This window comes from Glutamicibacter mishrai (assembly GCF_012221945.1).
Classification (GTDB): Bacteria; Actinomycetota; Actinomycetes; order Actinomycetales; family Micrococcaceae; genus Glutamicibacter; species Glutamicibacter mishrai.
In genome coordinates this window covers 1,645,719-1,666,064 of the sequence record NZ_CP032549.1, presented here as the reverse complement: position 1 = coordinate 1,666,064, position 20,346 = coordinate 1,645,719, and the positions used below count along the sequence as shown (strand labels likewise).

The 20,346-nt window shown below is 62.8% G+C and carries 17 protein-coding genes; 13 read left to right on the top strand and 4 right to left on the bottom strand.

What is annotated here, in order from left to right:
• Positions 1–68 precede the first annotated feature (68 nt).
• Positions 69–1,322, bottom strand: coding sequence for an ATP-binding protein (locus D3791_RS07845; protein ID WP_172511839.1), 1,254 nt, complete (start codon positions 1,320–1,322; stop codon positions 69–71).
• A gap of 406 nt (positions 1,323–1,728) precedes the next feature.
• Between D3791_RS07845 and iolC the strand changes: the two genes are divergently transcribed.
• The 9 genes from iolC to D3791_RS07800 all read left to right on the top strand — a co-directional run bounded on the left by iolC (position 1,729) and on the right by D3791_RS07800 (position 12,882).
• Entirely contained in the window at positions 1,729–2,721 is a 993-nt protein-coding gene (gene iolC / locus D3791_RS07840) for a 5-dehydro-2-deoxygluconokinase (RefSeq protein ID WP_172511838.1), read from the top strand.
• 2 nt (positions 2,722–2,723) lie between these two features.
• A complete protein-coding gene (locus D3791_RS07835) occupies positions 2,724–3,653 on the top strand; it encodes a Cgl0159 family (beta/alpha)8-fold protein (RefSeq protein ID WP_172511837.1) in 930 nt (309 codons plus the stop codon).
• A gap of 30 nt (positions 3,654–3,683) precedes the next feature.
• Positions 3,684–5,615: a 3D-(3,5/4)-trihydroxycyclohexane-1,2-dione acylhydrolase (decyclizing) gene (gene iolD / locus D3791_RS07830; protein WP_172512933.1), complete on the top strand. Its 1,932-nt coding sequence runs from the start codon at positions 3,684–3,686 to the stop codon at positions 5,613–5,615.
• Between the two features lie 43 nt (positions 5,616–5,658).
• Positions 5,659–7,173, top strand: a complete 1,515-nt coding sequence (locus D3791_RS07825; protein WP_022874594.1) for a CoA-acylating methylmalonate-semialdehyde dehydrogenase — start codon at positions 5,659–5,661, stop codon at positions 7,171–7,173.
• A gap of 29 nt (positions 7,174–7,202) precedes the next feature.
• Positions 7,203–8,123: a sugar phosphate isomerase/epimerase family protein gene (locus D3791_RS07820; protein WP_022874595.1), complete on the top strand. Its 921-nt coding sequence runs from the start codon at positions 7,203–7,205 to the stop codon at positions 8,121–8,123.
• A gap of 42 nt (positions 8,124–8,165) precedes the next feature.
• The gene (locus tag D3791_RS07815; RefSeq protein WP_172511836.1) at positions 8,166–9,179 is read left to right on the top strand and encodes a Gfo/Idh/MocA family protein; all 1,014 of its coding nucleotides are present in this window, start codon (positions 8,166–8,168) and stop codon (positions 9,177–9,179) included.
• Between the two features lie 7 nt (positions 9,180–9,186).
• Positions 9,187–10,071, top strand: a complete 885-nt coding sequence (locus D3791_RS07810) for a sugar phosphate isomerase/epimerase family protein (protein WP_172511835.1) — start codon at positions 9,187–9,189, stop codon at positions 10,069–10,071.
• Between the two features lie 64 nt (positions 10,072–10,135).
• Positions 10,136–11,101, top strand: coding sequence for a sugar phosphate isomerase/epimerase family protein (locus D3791_RS07805; RefSeq protein WP_172511834.1), 966 nt, complete (start codon positions 10,136–10,138; stop codon positions 11,099–11,101).
• Between the two features lie 290 nt (positions 11,102–11,391).
• Positions 11,392–12,882: a sugar porter family MFS transporter gene (locus D3791_RS07800; protein WP_022874599.1), complete on the top strand. Its 1,491-nt coding sequence runs from the start codon at positions 11,392–11,394 to the stop codon at positions 12,880–12,882.
• Between the two features lie 58 nt (positions 12,883–12,940).
• Here the strand turns inward: D3791_RS07800 and D3791_RS07795 are convergent, their stop codons facing one another.
• Positions 12,941–13,942, bottom strand: coding sequence for a LacI family DNA-binding transcriptional regulator (locus D3791_RS07795; RefSeq protein WP_172511833.1), 1,002 nt, complete (start codon positions 13,940–13,942; stop codon positions 12,941–12,943).
• 96 nt (positions 13,943–14,038) lie between these two features.
• Between D3791_RS07795 and D3791_RS07790 the strand changes: the two genes are divergently transcribed.
• Positions 14,039–15,130, top strand: a complete 1,092-nt coding sequence (locus D3791_RS07790) for a Gfo/Idh/MocA family oxidoreductase (protein ID WP_172511832.1) — start codon at positions 14,039–14,041, stop codon at positions 15,128–15,130.
• On the top strand, positions 15,127–15,918 hold the full coding sequence (locus D3791_RS07785; protein WP_172511831.1) for a TIM barrel protein: 792 nt from the start codon (positions 15,127–15,129) through the stop codon (positions 15,916–15,918). The genes D3791_RS07790 and D3791_RS07785 overlap by 4 nt, the downstream gene beginning before the upstream one ends.
• Before the next feature lie 67 nt (positions 15,919–15,985).
• Here the strand turns inward: D3791_RS07785 and iolB are convergent, their stop codons facing one another.
• Both iolB and D3791_RS07775 read right to left on the bottom strand, forming a co-directional pair.
• Positions 15,986–16,888 (bottom strand): 5-deoxy-glucuronate isomerase, encoded by a 903-nt coding sequence (gene iolB, locus D3791_RS07780; RefSeq protein ID WP_172511830.1) that lies wholly within the window; start codon positions 16,886–16,888, stop codon positions 15,986–15,988.
• Between the two features lie 40 nt (positions 16,889–16,928).
• Positions 16,929–17,669 (bottom strand): GntR family transcriptional regulator, encoded by a 741-nt coding sequence (locus D3791_RS07775; RefSeq protein WP_246242442.1) that lies wholly within the window; start codon positions 17,667–17,669, stop codon positions 16,929–16,931.
• Positions 17,670–17,982: 313 nt separating this feature from the next.
• Between D3791_RS07775 and D3791_RS07770 the strand changes: the two genes are divergently transcribed.
• Together D3791_RS07770 and D3791_RS07765 are read left to right on the top strand one after the other, a co-directional pair.
• The gene (locus tag D3791_RS07770) at positions 17,983–19,176 is read left to right on the top strand and encodes a Gfo/Idh/MocA family protein (protein ID WP_172511828.1); all 1,194 of its coding nucleotides are present in this window, start codon (positions 17,983–17,985) and stop codon (positions 19,174–19,176) included.
• A gap of 20 nt (positions 19,177–19,196) precedes the next feature.
• Positions 19,197–20,210 carry a LacI family DNA-binding transcriptional regulator gene (locus D3791_RS07765; RefSeq protein WP_172511827.1) on the top strand — a complete coding sequence of 338 codons (1,014 nt, stop codon included), beginning with the start codon at positions 19,197–19,199 and terminating at the stop codon, positions 20,208–20,210.
• Positions 20,211–20,346 lie beyond the last annotated feature (136 nt).

The following is a 20,346-nucleotide window of genomic DNA, read 5'->3' as shown; positions in this document are numbered from 1 at the left end:
CCTAGCGCGTTGTATGTTTGGGCGTGGTCGAACTCGTTGCCGACCTAGGGTGAGCGGCTTGAGGTACGTCAGAGGCCAAGTAAGGAAAGTGGAATGACTGCGACTCCGTCTTGACGTTGATAAGCCTCGGTTCCGGTGTAGAGCACTGCTACGTTGTTTACTCGGTCTGGCAGCTGGTCTCGTAACCAGAGAAGATGCCGGACATCCTTGTTATCTACGTGAGCTGAAAGTTTAACTTCGAGGGCGAGTACTTCGCCATCAAATCCTTCGACCACGAGATCAACTTCATGGTCGCCGGACGACGTTCGCAGGTGGCCAACCTTGGCGCCGATAGCCTCTGCAGCGACCCGCACAGTAAGGGTGGCTAGCGATTCGAGCAGTGGTCCAGCCATCGGAGCTCCGCGTCGGTCTGCGAGCGACTTCGATGTAAGCCCGAGGAGCCTTGCTGCCAGAGCTGGATCCGCTAAGTGGTGTTTTGGAGCGTATTTCTGGCGCTTAAAAGGATTTCCAAAGGACGGCTCCCATGCGGGCAGTGGATCCAGAAGCCAGATCTGTGCAAGGTGTTCGCGATAGTTCTCCGTAGTCGCTCTGGAAGGTTGTGTTCCTTCTCCCGAGGTTGTGGAGTCGAGGATGTTGGAATACGAAGTTGGCGTTGACGACGCCGCGGCGTATGCAGACATCCATCGCTTGAGTAGAAGTGGCTTTCGTAGGGACAAGCCTGCCTCGGGTAGATCGCGGTCGATGATTCGTTGAAGGTAGGTGTCCAAGCGAGTTTGTGCTTGCCGCTCCGTGAGGCCATATATGCCGGGAAAGCCACTCTTCGTGATGGCCTGATAGTAACTTGCAGCTGTCAGCGGTGACGAGCCACTAATTTTCACCGTAGTTCCTTCTAAAAGGGACTTGAGGCTGACGGTTGGTTCCAGGTATCCGCGTTCGTAAAAGGCCATTGGGCGCATCCGAGCTGAAGCAATGCGCCCAGCACCTGAGTGTGTCCCTATTCCCGTAATGGGCGAGGCGCTTCCCGTGAGTAGAAAGCGGCCTGCTGGCGCACTATCGTCCACCAGACGCCGCACCGAATTCCATACGTCTGGATGGTGCTGCCATTCATCGATCAGCAAGGTTCCATCAGGCGCGTCGGCGAAGTATGGGTCTGCTTCTAGTACGGCACGCTCCGCGGGATTGTCGACTCGCCAAATCTTCTGCGCGCGACGCGATGCCGTTGCTGTCTTGCCAACGCCTTTGGGGCCATCAATTGCCACCGCCGCTTCGAAAGACATCAGGTCATCGAGCTGAAAATCTATGCTTCGGGGGAGGTATTCCATATGCCCACTATACCTATGGGAAGGCAAGTAACTATACAAAAATCATCGTCGGAACTATACAAAATGCAGTGCCTGAACTATACAAAATGCACTATTGTCTCCACGAGTGAACAAGGAGTCGAGTATGCGAGATCCAGGCGGCCTGCCTCTCCGGAAACTTCGTCGATCAAGTCATAAAGTCAGGACATAGTATCGAGAAATCTATTTAATTTTCAGCGTCAATAACGGATGGAAAACCCTGGTTTTCCGCGGATTTACACCCATCATGTTACTCATGTTGTAAATATGTCAGTACAAACCTTTGACAGGGCCAGATCCATGGTGCAAAGTATTTCCTGTGGCACCGTTCACACTGTCGGCAGCTGGCCGATCCCTGAACTTCTGACTCGAAAGGACGTCGATCCGCGTGACTTACGACGTACTCACCCTCGGACGCATCAGCGTTGATGTGTACCCGAACGACATCGGCGTATCCCTGGCCGACGTGAACTCCTTCGGCAAGTACCTCGGCGGCTCCGCCACCAACGTCGCAGTAGCAGCGGCCCGCCACGGACGCGACGCCGGCGTGATCACCAAAGTCGGCGACGACGACTTCGGGACCTTCCTGGAACGCGAGCTGGACCGCTACAACGTGGACCGCACGCAGGTAACCCGCGACGCCAGCCTGCAGACCCCGGTCACCTTCTGCGCCATCCTGCCACCCGATGACTTCCCGCTCTACTTCTACGGACGCTTCCCGATGGCCCCGGACTGGAATATCAACACCAGCGACATCGACCTCGATGCCGTCAAGAACTCCAAGATCTTCTGGAGCACCGTCACCGGCCTGAGCCGAGAACCATCACGCAGCGCCCAGCTGGCCGCCTATGAAGCCCGCCCAGCCAGCTCGCTGTCCGAAGGCCAGTTCACCATCCTGGACCTGGACTACCGCCCGATGTTCTGGGACTCGGTGGAACAGGCCCGCGAACAGGTCACCGCGGCCCTGGCCTCCGCCACCGTCGCCATCGGCAACGACACCGAATGCACCGTCGCCGTCGGCGAAGGAACCCCAGACGAGCAGGCCGACCGCCTCCTGGAGGCCGGCGTGCAGATCGCCGTGGTCAAGCTCGGCCCCGAAGGCGTGATGGCCAAAACCCGCACCGAACGCGTGGTCTCCGCCCCGGTACCCGTGCAGACCGCCAATGGACTGGGCGCAGGAGACTCCTTCGGCGGAGCCTTCTGCCACGGACTGCTCTCCGGCTGGCCGCTGGAACAGGTGCTGGATTACGCCAACGCCGCCGGAGCCATCGTCGCCTCCAAGGTCGCCTGCTCCGACGCCATGCCAACCCCCGAAGAAGTGAACGCCCTGCTGGCCGAACGCGGCCGCACCGTTCCCGCCTCCCAGAAAGACCTGGTCTAAGAATGAAACAGGCAACCGAGCTGAGCGTGGATCGCGAAGATCCGCGCCGCTATGAATCCATCACCCGGCAACGCTTGGAAGACCCGGCATCGGTGCAGCGCGCCGCAGCCGCCCGCCAGAAGCATGCCGGACCGGTGCTGGGACGCCAGAACTTCATCATCGCCGCCGACCACCCGGCCCGCGGCGCCCTGTCGGTAGGCAAGCGCGCCACCGCCATGGCCGACCGCCGCCAGCTGCTGGACCGGCTGCAGATCGCCCTGCAGAACCCGGCCTGCGACGGCGTGCTCGCATCCCCGGATATCCTCGATGACCTGCTGTTGCTCGGGGCGCTGGAAGGCAAACTGGTCTTCGGATCGATGAACCGTGGCGGCCTGACCGGCCTGGTCAACGAGATCGACGACCGCTTCACCGGGCACACCGCCTCCGCCCTGGCCGCCTTGGGCGCCGACGGCGGCAAGATGCTCACCCGGATCAGCTACGAGGACCCGGACACCGTCAAAACCCTGCAGGCCACCGCCGATGCCGTCTCCGATTTGGCCCGGCACCAGCTGGTCGCCATGGTCGAACCCTTCATCTCCAAGCGGGTCGAGGGCAAGGTCGTCAACGACCTGCGTCCCGACGCGGTCATCAAGTCCATGGGCATCGCCGCCGGACTGGGCGAATCCAGCGCCTACACCTGGCTGAAGATCCCCGTGGTGCAGGAAATGGAACGGGTCATGGCCGCCACCACCCTGCCTACGGTCTTGCTCGGCGGGGACCCGGCTGGCAGCCCGGACGAGGTTTTCGCCTCCTGGCAGGCCGCCTTGGCCTTGCCCGGAGTGCAGGGGCTGACCGTCGGACGGACCCTGCTCTACCCCGAAGACGAAGATGTGGCCGCCGCCGTGGCCACCGCCGCATCGCTACTGAACACCACCGCACCGGCACGAAGCTGAGAAGGACAAAGCTCGATGACTACACGCACAATGACCGTCGCCCAGGCGGTTGTGGAATTCCTCGGCCGCCAGTACACGGTGGATTCCATCGGCGGAACCCAGTACCGTGAACGACTGATCCCGGGCATGTTCGGCATCTTCGGCCACGGCAATGTCGCAGGCGTAGGCCAGGCGCTGAAGCAGTGGCAGGCCAAGGACCCAAGCCTGATGCCTTACTACCAGGGCCGCAACGAGCAGGCCCAGTCGCACCAGGCCGTCGCCTACGCCCGGCACACCCGCCGACGCGCCACCTACGCGGTCTCCACCTCCATCGGCCCAGGATCCTCCAACCTGCTCACCGGCGCCGCGCTGGCCACAGCCAACCGCCTGCCGGTATTGCTGCTGCCCTCCGATACCTTCGCCACCCGTGCCGCCGATCCGGTGCTCCAGCAGCTGGAAATGCCGCATGGCTACGACATCACCGTTAACGATGCCTTCCGCCCGCTGTCCAAGTACTTCGACCGCGTCACCCGCCCGGAGCAGCTGGCCAGCGCCCTGCACCATGGGCTGCGCGTGCTCACCGACCCGGCGGAAACCGGCGCGGTGACCATCTCGCTGCCACAGGATGTGCAGGCCGAGGCCTTCGACTTCCCGGAAGAATTCTTCGCCGAGCGCGACTGGAAGATCCGCCGCCCCGAGCCAGAGGCCCAGGATATCGCCGAGGCGGCAAAGATGATCCGTGCGGCCAAGCGCCCGCTGATCGTGGCCGGCGGCGGGGTGCTCTACGCCTTTGCCACCGGGGAACTGGCTGAACTCTGCGAAGCCACCGGCATCCCTGTGGGCAATACCCAAGCCGGTGTGGGCGTGCTGCCATGGGATTCGAAGTACTCGCTGGGCGCCATCGGCTCCACCGGGACCACCGCCGCCAACGCGTTGGCCGAGCAGGCCGACCTGGTCATCGGCATCGGCACCCGCTACGAGGACTTCACCACCGCTAGCCGCACCGCCTTCCAGAACCCCGACGTGAAGTTCGTGAACATCAATGTCGCGGCGTTGGATGCCTACAAGCACGGCACCGTGCTGCCGGTGGTGGCCGATGCCCGCAAGGCACTGGTCGCGCTGCGCGAAGCACTGACCGGCTACCGCGTGGAGGGGGCCCTGGAAGTGCAGGTCGCCACCGAGAAGCAGCGCTGGGACGCCACCGTGGATGAGGCCTTCGCCGAGCGCCTGTCCCCGCTGGTCAGCCAGAACGCCATCATCGGCGCGGTGAACAAGGCCATGGATCCCCGCGATGTGGTGGTCTGCGCCGCCGGTTCGCTGCCCGGGGACCTGCACAAGATGTGGCGGGTCTCCGACCCCTACGGTTACCACGTGGAATACGGTTTTTCCTGCATGGGCTATGAGATAGCCGGCGGCCTGGGCATCAAGCGCGCGGTGCGCGCCGAAGCTGAACGCGGCGAGCAGGAGAACCGCGACGTGGTGGTCATGGTGGGCGATGGCTCCTACCTGATGATGCACACCGAGCTGGTCACCGCGGTGGCCGAAGGGCTCAAGGTGATCCACGTGCTGATCCAGAACCACGGCTACGCCTCCATCGGCGCGCTTTCCGAATCGCTGGGCTCCCAGCGCTTCGGCACCAAGTACCGCACCCTGGATGAGCAGAGCCACAGCTTCGACGAGGGCGAGACCCTGCCGATCGATTTGGCCACCAACGCCGAATCCCTGGGCGTGAAGGTCATCCGGATCACCCCGGGCCCTGACGCCATCGAGGACCTGTCGGCAGCGATCGCCACTGCCAAGGCGGCACCGGAAGGCTCCGGCCCGATCCTGATCCACATCGAATCGGACCTCTACGCCGATGCTCCGTCCAGCGAGTCCTGGTGGGATGTCCCGGTCAGCGAAGTCGCCGAGCTGGAGAGCACCCAATCGGCCTACCAGAACTACACCAAGCACAAGGCACGCCAAAAGCCCCTGCTGGGCTAAGGCAGAGACCAGAAAACTCCAGAACTCCAAAGGAAGAACAGCAATGACTACTATCGCCACCGACGTCGCAGAGATCTTGCACTACATCAACGGAGCCCCCAGCGCAGGCACCGGAACCCAGACCCAGCCGGTCTACAACCCGGCTACCGGCGAGGTCACCGGCCAGCTGCGCCTGGCCAACGACGAGGACCTGGCCCAGGCCGTCGCCATCGCCAAGGCCGCATCCGAAACCTGGGGCGAAGTATCGATCGCCAAGCGCAGCAAGATCCTCTTCCGCTTCCAGCAGCTGCTCACCGAGCACACCGACGAGCTGGCCCGCATCATCACCAGCGAGCACGGCAAGGTCCTCTCGGACGCCGCCGGCGAAATCAGCCGAGGCATCGAAGTCGTCGAGTACGCCTGCGGCATCTCGCAGTCGCTGAAGGGCGAATACTCCGACCAGGTTTCCACCGGCATCGACGTCTTCTCCTTCCGCCAGCCACTGGGCGTGGTCGCCGGCATCACGCCATTCAACTTCCCGGTCATGGTGCCGCTGTGGATGGCCCCGGTAGCCATCGCCACCGGCAACACCTTCATCCTCAAGCCATCCGAGCGCGACCCATCCGCTTCGCTGCTGATCGCCAAGCTGTTCAAGGAAGCCGGCCTGCCAGACGGCGTCTTCCAGGTCCTGCACGGCGGCAAGGACACCGTGGACGGATTGCTGTCGCACCCGGATATCGACGGCATCTCCTTTGTCGGCTCCACCCCGATCGCCAAGTACGTGCACGAAACCGCCACCAAGCACGGCAAGCGCGTGCAGGCACTGGGCGGGGCGAAGAACCACGCAGTCATCATGCCGGATGCCGATATGGATCTGGCCGCCGACCACATCAACGCCGCCGCGTTCGGCTCCGCCGGCCAGCGCTGCATGGCCATCTCCGTGGCCGTGGCCGTAGGAGATGCCGCCGACGCATTGGTGGACAAGCTGGCCGAGCACGCCGGCAAGGTCAACGTCTCGCACGGCTTTGATGAGAAGGCCGATATGGGTCCGGTCATCACTCCGGCCTCCAAGTCCCGCCTGCAGAAGATCGTCGGCGAAGCCGAGCAGGCCGGCGCCGCGCTGGTCATCGACGGACGCGACCTGGTGGTCAAGGACCACGAGAACGGCTTCTTCGTCGGCCCGACCATCATCGACAAGGTCAGCCGCGAAATGAGCGCCTACACCGAGGAGATCTTCGGCCCGGTCCTGGTCGTGCTGCGTGTGGATTCGCTGGAAGAGGCCATCGAAGTGGTCAACGCCAACCCCTACGGCAACGGCACCGCCATCTTCACCTCCTCCGGCGCCCACGCCCGCACCTACACCCGCCGCATCCAGGTGGGCATGGTCGGCGTGAACGTGCCACTGCCGGTACCGGTTGCTTGGCACTCCTTCGGCGGTTGGAAGGACTCGCTGTTCGGCGAGCACCACATCTACGGCCCGGATGGCGTGCGTTTCTACACCCGTGGCAAGGCCATCACCCAGCGCTGGCCAGAACCAGCCAAGGGTACGGCAGCCACCTTCAACTTCCCATCCAACTAGCTTTTTGAGCCACAGAAACGGTATCCACCATGGCACAGAACATCACCATCGGAACTGCTCCTGACTCCTGGGGCGTATGGTTTGCCGATGACCCGAAGCAGACCCCGTGGCAGCGCTTCCTCGACGAGGTGGCCGAAGCCGGGTACAAGACCATCGAGCTGGGCCCGTACGGGTACCTGCCCACCGACCCTTCCCAGCTCGCCGATGAGCTGGCCGCCCGCGACCTGAACGTCTGCGCCGGCACCGTCTTCACCGCCTTCCACCGCGGGATCGACGGCAGCGCCAACGCCTGGGAAGAAGCCTGGGAGCCAGCCCGCAAGGTCGCCGAGCTGACTGCCGCCATGGGCGGCGAGCACATCGTGGTGATCCCGGCTATGTGGCGCGATGACGTCACCGGCCAGGCGCTGGAACCAGGCGTCCTGGAAGCCGAGGGCTGGGACTCGCTGGCCAAGGGCCATGACCGCCTGGGCAAGATCCTGCAGGAGGAATTCGGCCTCAAGCAGCAGTTCCACTCCCACGCGGACTCCCACGTCTGCGGCCAGAGCGACATCGAGAAGTTCCTCGAAGTCACCGACCCGCAGTACACCACCCTGTGCTTGGATACCGGACACGCCGAATACGGTGGAGCCTCCAGCGTGGATTTGATCCACCGCTTCCCGGAACGCATCGGCTACCTGCACCTGAAGCAGATCAACCCGGACATCCTGGCCACCGTGCGTGAAAAGGATATGACCTGGGCTGCCGCCAACCTGGCCGGGGTCATGTGCGAGCCGCCATCGGGCCTGCCCGACCTCAACGAGGTCTTGCAGGAAGTAGAGAAACTGGGCCGTCCGATCTTCGGTATTGTCGAGCAGGACATGTACCCGGTGGCCGACTTCTCGGTGCCGCTGCCGATTGCCACGCGCACGCGTAACTATCTGCACAGCTGCGTCTCCCGCACCCACGTTTAAGCCAGACTGAACCTAGCCAAAAATTTCTTGAAAGGACATATCGTGCCAGATATCCTGCGCGTCGCCGTCGTTGGAGCCGGACGCATGGGCGCTGACCATATCCAGCGAATCCACCACCGTATTTCCGGTGCCGAAGTAGCCGCCGTGGTCGACATCGACTCGGACCGGGTCAACGCCGCCATCGAGGGCATCCCCGGCGCCAAGGGCTACACCGATCTGGATGCCGCGCTTTCCAGCGGGGAGGTGAATGCGGTACTGCTGGCCACCCCGGGCTTCCTGCACCACGATGCACTGCTCAAGGTGCTGGAAGCAGACATTCCGGTGTTGTGCGAGAAGCCGCTGACCCCGGATGCCGCCTCGTCCTGGGAAATCGTCGAGGCCGAGGCCAAGCTGGGCCGCAAGCGCATCCAGGTGGGCTTCATGCGCCGCTTTGACGCCGAATACCAGCAGCTGCGCCAGCTGATCGAGAACCAGGGCCTGGGCGAACTGCTGGTGCTCCACCACCAGCACCGCAACCCGAACACACCTGAGGGTTTCACCAACGAGATGCTGATCAACGACTCGGTGGTGCACGAATTCGACGCCATCCGCTTCTTCACCGGCGAGGAAATCACCTCGGTGCAGGTGCGTCTGGGCAAGGCCACCCGCAATGCGCCGAACGGCCAGCACGATCCGCAGCATGTCCTGCTGGAAACCTCGTCGGGTGTCCTGGCTGACGTGGAGATCTACGTCAACGCCAAGTTCGGCTACGAAGTGGCCACCCAGGCGTCCTTTGAAGACGGCATCGTGTCCATCGGCAACGATGCCGGCCCATATGTGCGGACCGCAGGCCAGTGGGGCGGCAAGGTCACCCCTGGTTTCGAGGAACGCTTCGGCGCAGCCTACGACACCGAAATCCAGTCCTGGGTTGACGCCGCGTTGCGCGATGAAATTGGCGGGCCGAACGCATGGGATGGCTACGCCACTGCGGCCTGCTGCGAGGCGGGCGTCGAGGCCCAGCGCACCGGTGCCAAGGTTGAAGTGAAGCTGAACAGCAAGCCGGATCTCTACAGCTAAGGGCATCATGAAATACGCATTGGATCCGACCCCGTTCCATTCCACCCACTCGGTTCTGGAGTTCCCCAAGCTGGCTGCGGAATTGGGTTATGACTACATCCAGCTGACCCCGCATGCGGACATCATTCCGTTCTTCACCCATCCGAAGGCCGATGATGACCTGGTCGCCAAGCTGGCCGCCGAGTGCAAGGGCGCTGGCGTGGGCATTGCCTCGGTGCTCCCGGTGCTGCGTTGGTCCTCGCCCGATGAGAACCTCCGCCAGGCCGCGGTGCGCTATTGGAAGCGCGCGATCCAGATCGCCGTGGACCTGGGCGTGAACCAGATGAATACAGAGTTCTCCGGGCGCCCGGAGCGCGCCGAGGAATCCGAGGCCGCGTTCTACCGGTCCATGGAAGAGCTGGTGCCGATCATCGAGCGCGAAGGCATCAACGTGGCTATCGATCCGCACCCGGATGACTTCGTGGAGGAGGGCCTGGCCGCGTGGCGGGTGATCCGCGGGGTCAATTCACCGAACCTGTCCTTCGTCTACGTTGCCTCGCATTCCTTCCACATGAAGGACCAGCCTTTGGAGATCATGGGGACCGTGGGGGATCGGCTGCGTGTGGTCCACGTGGCCGACACCATGGACCACCACGCATCGCACGGGTTGCGCTACATCACCAACCCTCCGGGCAATCCGGTGCGCGTGCACCAGCACCTGAAGATCGGTGACGGCGATGTGAATTGGGATGAGTTCTTCTCGGGCCTGGTGGCCAATGGCTTCGCCGACCGCGAGGAGAGCGTGATGGTCTCGAGCGTTTTTGCCGAAAACGAGAACGCCATCGAGGTCTCGAAGTACCAGTTGGAGCAGATGCGCAGCCGTGTCGCCGCAGCGCAAGTGGCACGCGCCTAGTCGCAGGCACCGATGCCCGGCCCGAACGGGGCCGGGCATCAAGTCTTTAAGGAAGGAATCAACCATGGAAATCGGTCTGATCACTGATTCTCTGTCATCGCGAAGCTTCGACGAGGTTTTGGAAATTGCCGCTGGCCTGGGCCTGAGCTCGATCGAATTGCCCACTGGCAACTGGTCCGAGGCCCCGCATATCAACCTCGATGCCCTGCTGGATAATGAAGCCGAACGCGCGGCCTTCATGGGCAGGATTGCCGATGCCGGGCTGGGCATCAGCGCGCTGAATGCCAATGGAAACCAGCTGCATCCGGTCTCCGGGCCGCAGCAGGACGAGGTGCTGCGAAAGTCGATCCGCCTCGCGCAGCTCATGGAGGTCTCCACGGTCGTCTGCATGTCCGGGTTGCCGGGCGCTGCGGGGGATAGCTCCCCGAACTGGGTGATCAGCTCGTGGCCGCCGGAAAACCTGGAAATCCTGGACTACCAGTGGGAGCAGGTGGCCATTCCCTACTGGAGGCAACTTGCTGCCTTCGCCGAAGAGCACCGGGTGAAGCTGGCGATCGAGCCTTGCTTCACGCAGCTGGTGTACAACGCGGCCACGGCAAAGCGGCTGATTGATGCGCTGGGCAGCGAGTGGGTTGGCATCAACTTGGATCCCTCGCACCTGGTGGCGATGGGAGCTGATATCCCGAGCGTCATCCGAGCCTTGGCTGGCACCATCATGCACGTTCACGCCAAGGATGTGCGGTTGAATACTCCGGTAGTTGCCGCCAATGGTTTGCCTGATGGCACCGGAATGACGCTGTGGCAGCAGCGGGCCTGGAACTACGTGACCCTGGGCTTGGGGCATCCGGCTGGCGAGGCCTTCTGGGCAGATTTCGTCTATGAGTTGCGTGCCGCAGGGTATGACGGCACGCTCAATATCGAGCATGAAGATGTGCTGGTCAACTCGGAAGAGGGAGTGCGCCGTGCCGCCGGGCTGTTGCGCAAGGTGGCCCTGCAAGGCGAACCGGATTGGAAGCCAGCGCAGGTATAAGACAGATCAGAGAAGGATAGACCGAGGCCGGAACCAGCTAATGGTTCCGGCCTCGGCTGTTTTCGGTTTGTCAGGACAAAATAGTGCATAAATCTTGATCTAGAAACACTGATGACGTATTGTCCTTACATAAGGGCTGTGAAGCCCATCACTTTCAGTTTATGTGGCAGGGCCAGGATGACGCGAAGCAGCACCCCGCCACACCGAATGAAGGACGCCGGATCGCAGAGGATCCGACGGATGGCCGAAGGCCATCAAGTCCTTTGCTCGGGAAAACCAAAGGAGTTTCCATGTCCAGTGCGCAGAATCAATCTGCCAAATCGAGCCTCCCGCCCCTGACGGCGGGTCCGCATTCCAGACGGCTTGGCTTGATCTCGATTGTGGCCTGTTTCGGCGGCCTGCTCTTCGGCTACGACACCGGTGTCGCCAACGGCGCCGAAGGCCCGATGGCGGCAGAGCTCGGACTGAACCTCCTGCAGGTGGGTGTGGTGATCAGTTCGCTGGTCTTCGCGGCAGCGGTCGGCGCGCTGGTCATTGGACAGATCTCTGACGCCTGGGGGCGGCGCAAGACCATCATCATGCTGGCCGTCATGTTCTTCCTCGGAACCCTGCTGGTGATCTTCTCGCCGGCAGGACCGGAACCGGGAACCTTCTCGCCCCTGGGATTCAGCGTCCTGGTGATCGGTCGCATCATGCTCGGCCTGGCAGTCGGCGGCGCTTCCACGGTGGTCCCGGTATACCTCGCCGAGCTGGCGCCGTATGAGATCCGCGGTTCCATCACCGGGCGCAACGAGCTGGCCATCGTTTCCGGCCAGCTGGCGGCCTTCGTCATGAACGCCATCATCGGCACCGCGCTCGGCGGGAGCGTCGAGGGCGTCTGGCGAATCATGTTCGCCATCTGCGCCCTGCCGGCAATCGCGTTGTTCTTCGGCATGCTGCGCATGCCGGAATCCCCTCGCTGGCTGGTCGAAAAGCGTCGCTACGCCGAAGCGCTGCGCGTGCTGAAGACCGTGCGTTCCCCTGAACGCGCACTGGCCGAGGTCCATGAAATCGAAATCGTGGCCGAAGAGGAAAAGCGCAACAACAAGCCGGTTGGCATCAAGGCCATCCTGACCAACAAATGGCTGCTGCGCATTATCGCCATCGGCATCGGTGTCTCCATGACCCAGCAGCTCACCGGCATCAACTCGATCATGTACTACGGAACGCGCGTGCTGGAAGAATCCGGCATGTCCGAACAGCAGGCTGTCCTGGCCAATATCGCCTTCGGCGTGGTGGCTGTGGTGGGCGGCGTGATCGCGTTGCGCAATATGGACCGCATGGACCGCCGAACGACCTTCGTTATCGGCCTGTCGCTGACCACCACCTGCCACCTGCTGGTGGCCTTCGCCGGAATGCTCCTGCCGGTAGGCAATCCGATCCGCCCGGTCGTCATCCTGATTCTCGTGGTCGCCTTCGTGATGTCCATGCAGACCTTCCTGAACGTTGCCGTTTGGGTCTGGCTGGCAGAAATCTTCCCGCTGCATATGCGCGGCTTGGGCATTGGCATCTCGGTGTTCTTCGGCTGGGGAACCAACGGCGTGCTGGCGCTCTTCTTCCCATCCCTGGTCTCGGGAGTCGGTATCACCGGATGCTTCTTCATCTTCGCTGGCATTGGCGTTCTGGCACTGCTCTTCGTCGCGACCCAGGTCCCCGAAACCCGCGGACGCTCCCTGGAAGCCTTGGAGGAGGATGTCTCCACCGGCGCGATCTACCAGGTCAAGCCTTCGGTGAACGCATAACGTCGAAGCAATAACCTGACTGGCGAATTCTGGCCCCACCTGGTGGGGCCAGAATTCGTTAAGCCATGAGGCGGCCGGTGCTGCCGCGCACGACAATCTGCGGCGCGTGGGTGCTTGAGGTGCCGGGAGCCTCCAGCGCAGCCTGCATGGCCGCCTGCGCCAGGGCTGCGACATCCTGGCGGACGCTGGTCAGATCGGCGTGCGCCAGGCGGGAAAACTCGCTGTCATCGTAGCCGGTCACACTGATCTGGCCGGGAACCGCCAAGCCTGCTAGATCGATCGCCTGACGTGCGCCGAGGGCGGCGCGGTCATTAAAGGCCACGACGGCGGTGACGCGCTCGGCTGGCGGGGTTTGCTCGAAGTAGCCGCGCAGGACCTCGAACGCGGTGGCGTCATCGGGCCCTGCCGCAATGACGCGGGCTTCAATATCTGCTTTGGCTGCCGAGGCCAGGAAGGCATCGCGGCGTTGCTTTGCCGCAACTGCGGATCCGCCATCCAGGTGCAGCGACCGGGTATGCCCGAGCTGCGCGAGGTGGCTGACAAGCTGGTCAATGCCGGCGGCTTCGTCGGTGATGATCGAAGGCAGGCCTTTGACCTTGCGCAGCAGGCTGATCACCGGCAGCTGCTTGGAGATCTGGGCGAGTTGGCTGGCCGGAAGCTCGGGGAAGACGCCGATCACCGCCTCGACACCAGCGTCAATGAGGGTATTGAGCACCCGGCGCTCATCGCGGTGCTTGCCGGTGGCGCCCAAGATGATTTCGAAGCCATGGGCATCGGCCTCGGCGTACAAGGCGTCGGCCAATTCGGCATGCAGCGGTTCGCCGAGCGCGAGGGCCAGGCCCAGGGTCCGGCTGCGGCTGCTGCGCAGGGAGCGTGCCCGTGAATCGGGGCGGTAGCCCAGATCCGCCGCAGCCTGCTTGACTCGCGCCCGCGACTCTTCACTTGCCCCCTCGGCCTCGCGCAGCACGATGGAGGCCAAGGCAACGGATACGCCCGAAGCGCGGGCGACATCGGCGAGGGTGGGGCGTTTTGCGGGGCGTTGGGCGGAAGCCTCGGGCATTGGCCAAACTTTCTTCTAGAACGTTATAGACACTTGCTATCCAGTGTGCCATGATTTTCCTGAACACCATATCTAGAACGTTCTAGGAGAACTTCCATGGCTTACCAAACCCTGCCAACAACGTCCGGGCAGCCACTTCGCATTGCCGTCATCGGCACCGGCTGGATCGGCGCATTCCACGCCCGCACGGTGGCCCAGTACTTGCCCGACGCGCAACTGCACGTTGTCGCTGACCCGGCCCCGGGGCGCGCGGCAGAACTGGCGGCGCAACTGGGCTGCACCAACTACACCGAGGACATCGCTGACGTTTTCGCTGACAAAACCGTCGATGCCGTGGTGATCGGCGCCCCTTCGGCTTTCCATGCGGGCCTGATCACCCAGGCCGCCGCGGCCGGCAAGCACATCTTCTGCGAGAAGCCTGCGGCCCACGCCCTGGTTGACCTCGATAACGCGCTGAAGGCCGTCGAGAACGCCGGGGTGCTGTTGCAGATCGGCTTCAACCGTCGCTTCTCCCAAGACTTCGCGTCGGTGGCAGAACAGGTGAACTCCGGAGCTATCGGCACCCCGCAACTGCTGCGTTCGCTGACCCGCGACCCGGAAGTGGCCGGCGGATTGCCCAACGCCGCGAAGATCCGCTCCCACGTGATCTTCACCGAAACCCTGATCCACGACTTCGACACCCTGAACTGGCTGAACCCGGGTGCCGAGGTGCAAGAGGTCCACGTCATGGCAGACGCCCTGGTCGCCCCGGAACACCGGGAGAACGGTCTGCTGGACACCGCGGTGGTCACCATGCGCTACTCCAATGGAGCCATCGCGGTCGCCGAGGCCAACTTCTCGGCCAGCTACGGCTACGACGTGCGCGGAGAAGTCTTCGGATCCAAGGGCATGGTCCAGGCCGGCAACCCGGTCCAGCTGGCTGCTTCCAGCTTTGATGCGCAGGGAGCCCACGCTCCCACCGAGCGGTTGAATATCGAGCTTTTCGCCCAGGCCTACCGCGATCAGCTGTCGATCTTCACCCGCAAGATCCGCGGCTTGCGCGAAGGCAGCGCCGACGCGGCCCTCGCCGTGCCCACCGGCAAGGACGCGCGTGCCGCCCTGCGCGTAGCCCTGGCCGCACTGGAATCCTCTGAAACCGGCCTTCCGGTGAAGCTTGAATCTGCCACCCGGCTCGCGGTGAACGCATGAGCGCGCAGCTAGCGGTCTGCGCGGAAATGGTCTTCCTGGACCTTCCGCTCATCGAGCGGGTCATGAAACTCGACGACGCCGGCTTTGAAATCGAACTCTGGGATATCCGGGACAAGGACCTTTCAGCCCTCGCGGCCACCGGTGCCCGCTTCGGCTCCATGACAGGCTACAGCGAAGGCAGCCTGTGCGATGCGGACAGTGCGCACCATGTCGTGCGTACCGCCGGGGAACTGATTCCGGCCGCCAAGGAACTGGGAATCAAGCGATTGGTGGTGCACCCGGCCCAACTCATCGACGGCCAGGCTGCCACCCCGCGATTCCGCGCTACCGGAGACATGTGGCTGACCGCAGCGAAGACCCTTGAAGAACTGGGGCGCTTGGGCGAAGAGCATGACGTGATTTTCATGCTGGAGAACCTGAATACAATTCTTGATCACCCGGGCATTCCGCTGGGGCGCGCCAAGGATACGTTGTCTCTGGTCAAGGCCGTTGACCACCCGAACGTCAAGATGATGCTTGATCTCTACCACGCGCAGATTGGCGAGGGGAATCTCATCGAGCTGGTGCGTGCAGCCAGCCCTTATATCGGAGAAATCCAAGTCGCGGACGTTCCGGGGCGCTGCGAGCCGGGCACCGGGGAAATCAACTATCGCGCGGTCGCAGCGGCTTTGTCTCAGCTGGGGTACTCAGGTCCTGTTGGCATGGAAGCCTATGCCAGCGCGGATTCCGAGGCGGCCATTGCGGCTTTCGCCCAGGCCTTTGAACCACTGCTTCAGCCAGCAAGCTAGAAGACCAGAACGAAGCGGCGGTTACAGGAAATCCTGTAACCGCCGCTTCATCTTGCAGTTTTGCGGACTATGCCGCCGGTCCAAATGGCAGGCGCGGATCCATACTCTGGGCATCCCAGGTCTGGCGGATCCAGCCATGGTGTGGGTCATCGCTGATCAGCCAGTCGCGCACCCGACCCGGTCCAGCCATCACGTTCAGGTAGTAGAGGTCGTAGCCTGGCGCTGCCATGGCCGGTCCGTGCCAGCCATAGGGGACCAGAATAACGTCGCCGGTGCGCACCTCTGCATTAACGTCGATAGGACGCTCGTCCGAGGCGTAAACCCGGGCGTAGCCAATCGGGTCGGTGTCCTGCGGGGCTGGCATATTGCGGGCCAGCTGGGTCTCGAAGTAGTAGATCTCCTCGAGGCTGGTCTCGCCCTCTTTCTCCTCATCGTGCTTGTGCGGAGGGTAAGAGGACCAGTTGCCAGCCGGGGTGATGACTTCGCAGACGATGAACCGGTCGGCTTCCAGTGCCGCCGGGGTGCCGAAATTGTGGACCTGGCGCGAGCAGTTGCCCGCGCCGCGCAGTTCCACCGGGGTGTCCTCGGCCTTGATCAGCCGCGTCGGATATGACTGCTTGGCAGGAGCCAGGGCGAGTGCAACGCGGCCGCCATGTTCGGCGGTGATGGTGATGGCCTTGTTGATGCCCGTGTACAGGACATCAGACGGGCCGTTGAACACCGATGCGCGACCGGCGAGCACATGCTCCTGGCCGTCCACGCTAACCGTGAAGGAGACGCCGGAGAGCGGAACGACAATTCGCTCTTCGGCTGCGGCGTCCAACTGGATCGATTGCCCGGGAGCCAATTCGGCAACCTTCAGGCCGGTATGGGCCCAGCCGTCCACCTCGAGGGCGGAGTCATGGGCACCGAGCGAGATGCTCCAGTCCCCGTGGGTGGCGGAGCCTGCAGGGTAGATCCAGTCGGCCATGTTCATTCCTTTCGACGGCGGTGTCCGGTGTCTTGCGCTGCTAGCGCTGCACCAAGGTCATTTCAAAGCTGTACGCGTCAGCGCGGTAGACGTGAGACCCAGTCTCAACGTTGCGACCAGTGTCATCAACAGCGGTGCGTTGCATGGTGACTAGGGCGGATCCAGCTTCGGTATCGAGTGCTTCAGCCTGGGCGCCATCGGCAATGGTGGCGCCGATGCGCTGCTGGGCGAGCCGGAAGTTGACGCCCGCTTCACGCAGGAGCTCATATAAGCCGTGGGCGCGCAGGGATTTTTCGTCCAGTTCGACAATGTCGTCGCGAACCCAGTTTTCCATCAATGCCAGTGGGCTGCCGCCGGCCGAACGCAGTCGGGTGAAGTGGTACACCGAGACGTCCTTGGGCAGGGAGAGCAATTCCTGGATCTGCTCTGGTGCCGGAATGTGCTCGAAGCTGAGCAGGGAGGTGGACGGCTTCTTGCCCGCGCGCTCGAGGTCATCGTTCAAGCTCGACAGCTCAAGGTGGCGGCGGATCTGGCTGGAGACAACCTGGGTACCGACGCCGCGCTTGCGCACCAGAAGGCCTGACTGGACCAGGTCGTCCATGGCCTTGCGAATGGTGGGGCGGGATAGCCGAAGCCGCTGGGCCAGCTCGATCTCGTTTTCCAGGCGGGTGCCTGAGGCGAGCGAACCGTCGCGAATGGCGCCTTCGATGCCCTGCACCACCTGGTGGTAGAGGGGGATCGGGGAAGATCGGTCGATCTTGATGCTCAGTGGTGTGCTCACAATTGCTCCTTGTCGGCGACCTTGAGGGTATATGTCGCTTTGACAGGACAAACTATATAGGAAAGTTGGCCCTTTGGGCATCCCCTGGGCGGGAACCCGCGGAATCTCCGGCTTGATGGCCTGCCTGCAGCCGCCGCATATCACCTCACGAGCTTGATGTATTGCGTCCAAGAAAGACCGTTCGACTAGGAATTTTGGACAATGACGTCCACTTGTCCAATTGTCCTGACAAAAAACATACCTGAATTCATTGCCCGGTATTCTAACGGGATTGTATGGTTTTTTGGAACGTTCCAAAGATGAGGAGAAGAAGATGAACGAACAGCGCACCATCGGAGTTGGGCTGATTTCGGTGGGTTGGATGGGCAAGTTGCACGCTCGTGCGTACAGTTCCGTCCCTTATGTCTATCCGGAATTGGGCATCAAACCGCGGCTGATTGTCGCCGCGGATACCGAGCAATCACGCGTGGACTACGCCGTGCAAACACTGGGATTCGAGCGCGGAACCCTGGACTACCACGAGGTTCTGGCCGATCCCGAGGTGGACGTCGTCTCGATTTGCGCGCCAAACTTCCTGCACGCCGAGATGGCGATCGCTGCAGCGGAAGCAGGAAAGCACTTCTGGATCGAGAAGCCTGCTGGCCGTAGTTTGGCCGAGACCCAGTCGATCCAAGATGCGGTCGTGCGCAACGGCGTCGAAACTTCCGTGGGCTTCAACTACCGCCATGCCCCGGCCATCGAACGGGCGCGGCAGCTGGTCCGCGAAGGTCGGCTGGGAGACATCACCAACGTCCGCGCCAGCTTCCTCGCCGGCTACGCCGCTGATCCGCGGGCGGCCCTGTCCTGGCGCTTCAACCGCGAGCTCGCCGGCAGCGGGGTGCTCGCCGACCTCTTCAGCCATGCCGCAGATCTTTGCAGCCACGTCGTGGGTTCCATCCAGAGCATTTCCGCCTCGACCAACGTGATGATCCCTTCGCGCCCCAAGTTGTCCATGGGCCAGGGTACGCACTTTGACCTGATTGAAGGCGGCGAAATGGGCGAGGTTGAAAACGAAGACTATGCCGCGGCGCTGGTGCGTTTCAGCCCCGAGGGCCTCGCACAGCGTGCCATCGGCACCATCGAAGCCTCGCGCGTCGCGGTGGGTCCGCAGTGCGGGTACCGGCTGGAAATCTACGGCACCGAAGGCTCGGTCAAATGGGACTTCGAGCGCATGAATGAGCTGGAAGTCGTGCTCGGACGAGGCAACGAAGAACAGGGCTTCACCACCGTCATCGGCTCGCCCAAGCATGGCGAGTATTCGCGATTCCAGCCCGGGCCAGGCAATGCCATGGGTTTTGATGACCTGAAGATCATTGAGGCCAAGAAGTTCCTGCTGGCAGTGTCAGGGGGAGAGAAAACCAACTCAACCATCGCCGACGCGGTGGCTGCCGCCGCACTGGTCGAGGCAGCCGAGATCTCTGCGGCCACCGGCGACTGGCAGCAGATGGCCCGGGCGGCGCACAGCTAGAAAGTGCCATACTGACACCCATGTCGCAGACGCCAAATAGCCGCCCCACGATTCGAGATGTCGCCAAGCATGCGGGAGTCTCCAAGTCCCTCGTGTCCCTGGTGCTATCGGATCCGAGCAAGGTCAGTTCGCTACGGCGCTCGCGGGTCGAGGATTCGATCCGCGAGCTGGGCTATCAACCCAATCTGGCCGCCCGTTCCCTCGTGGCCGAGAACCGCCACGCTATCGGCGTGGTCCTGGGCGAACTGCAAAATCCATGGGTGCTCGAAGTCGCCGAAGTGGCGCGCGAGGCCTTGCGGGCGGCTGGGTTTGACGTCCTATTCAGCGCCGCGGCCATCCACGACGGCCAGGGCATCGGCCCGGCCGAACTGCAAGCACTGCGGGACCTGAGGGTCAGTGGGCTGCTTGTCGTGGGATCGGCTGATGACACGGCCAGCTTTGAAGCCGCCCTCGGCGAGACGCCAGCGGTATTCGTGGGCAGCGGCCGCGAACCACACGCCAATGCCGCGGTTGTATCCGTCGATGAGGCGCAGGGCTTCAGCCTGGTCATAGACCATTTGGTCGCCGGCGGGAACGCCCGGATCACACATATTTCAGGAGGCTCCGGTCCGGTGGCAGCGTTGCGCGAAGCAGCCTACCACCGGGCCATGCAGCGCCATGGGCTGCGCCAGCAGGTGCAGGTGGTGGAAGCTGGACCGAGCCTTCAAGCCGGGTACAACGCGGTGGCACAGCTGCTGGCTTCAGGGGCAAGGCCCGACGCGTTGGCCTGCTTCAACGACCTGTGCGCCTTCGGTGCGATTCAAGCCCTGGATGAAGCGGGGGCCAGTGCTGCGGTGACTGGCTACGACAATATTTCCTTGTCATCTCTGGGCCGGATTTCCTTGACCAGCGTTGATTCTGATTTCCAGGATCTGGGCCGCAGCGGTGCGCGCCTGCTGCTGCAGCTGATGCGCAACCCGCAAGGTAAATTTGCACGTCAACTGACAATTTCTCCGCGGCTCATCGTGCGTGCATCATCTGTGGGAAACGCGTAAGCTCAGTGCCAGCCTGATAACGATAATCGCCGCAAAGGCGGGAATCTTTTCGTCTTCACATCCTTATGTCTTTACAAAGTATTGACGGATCGCTGTTCGTGACGCACACTTTAGACATCTTGTGATTCAGGTCACG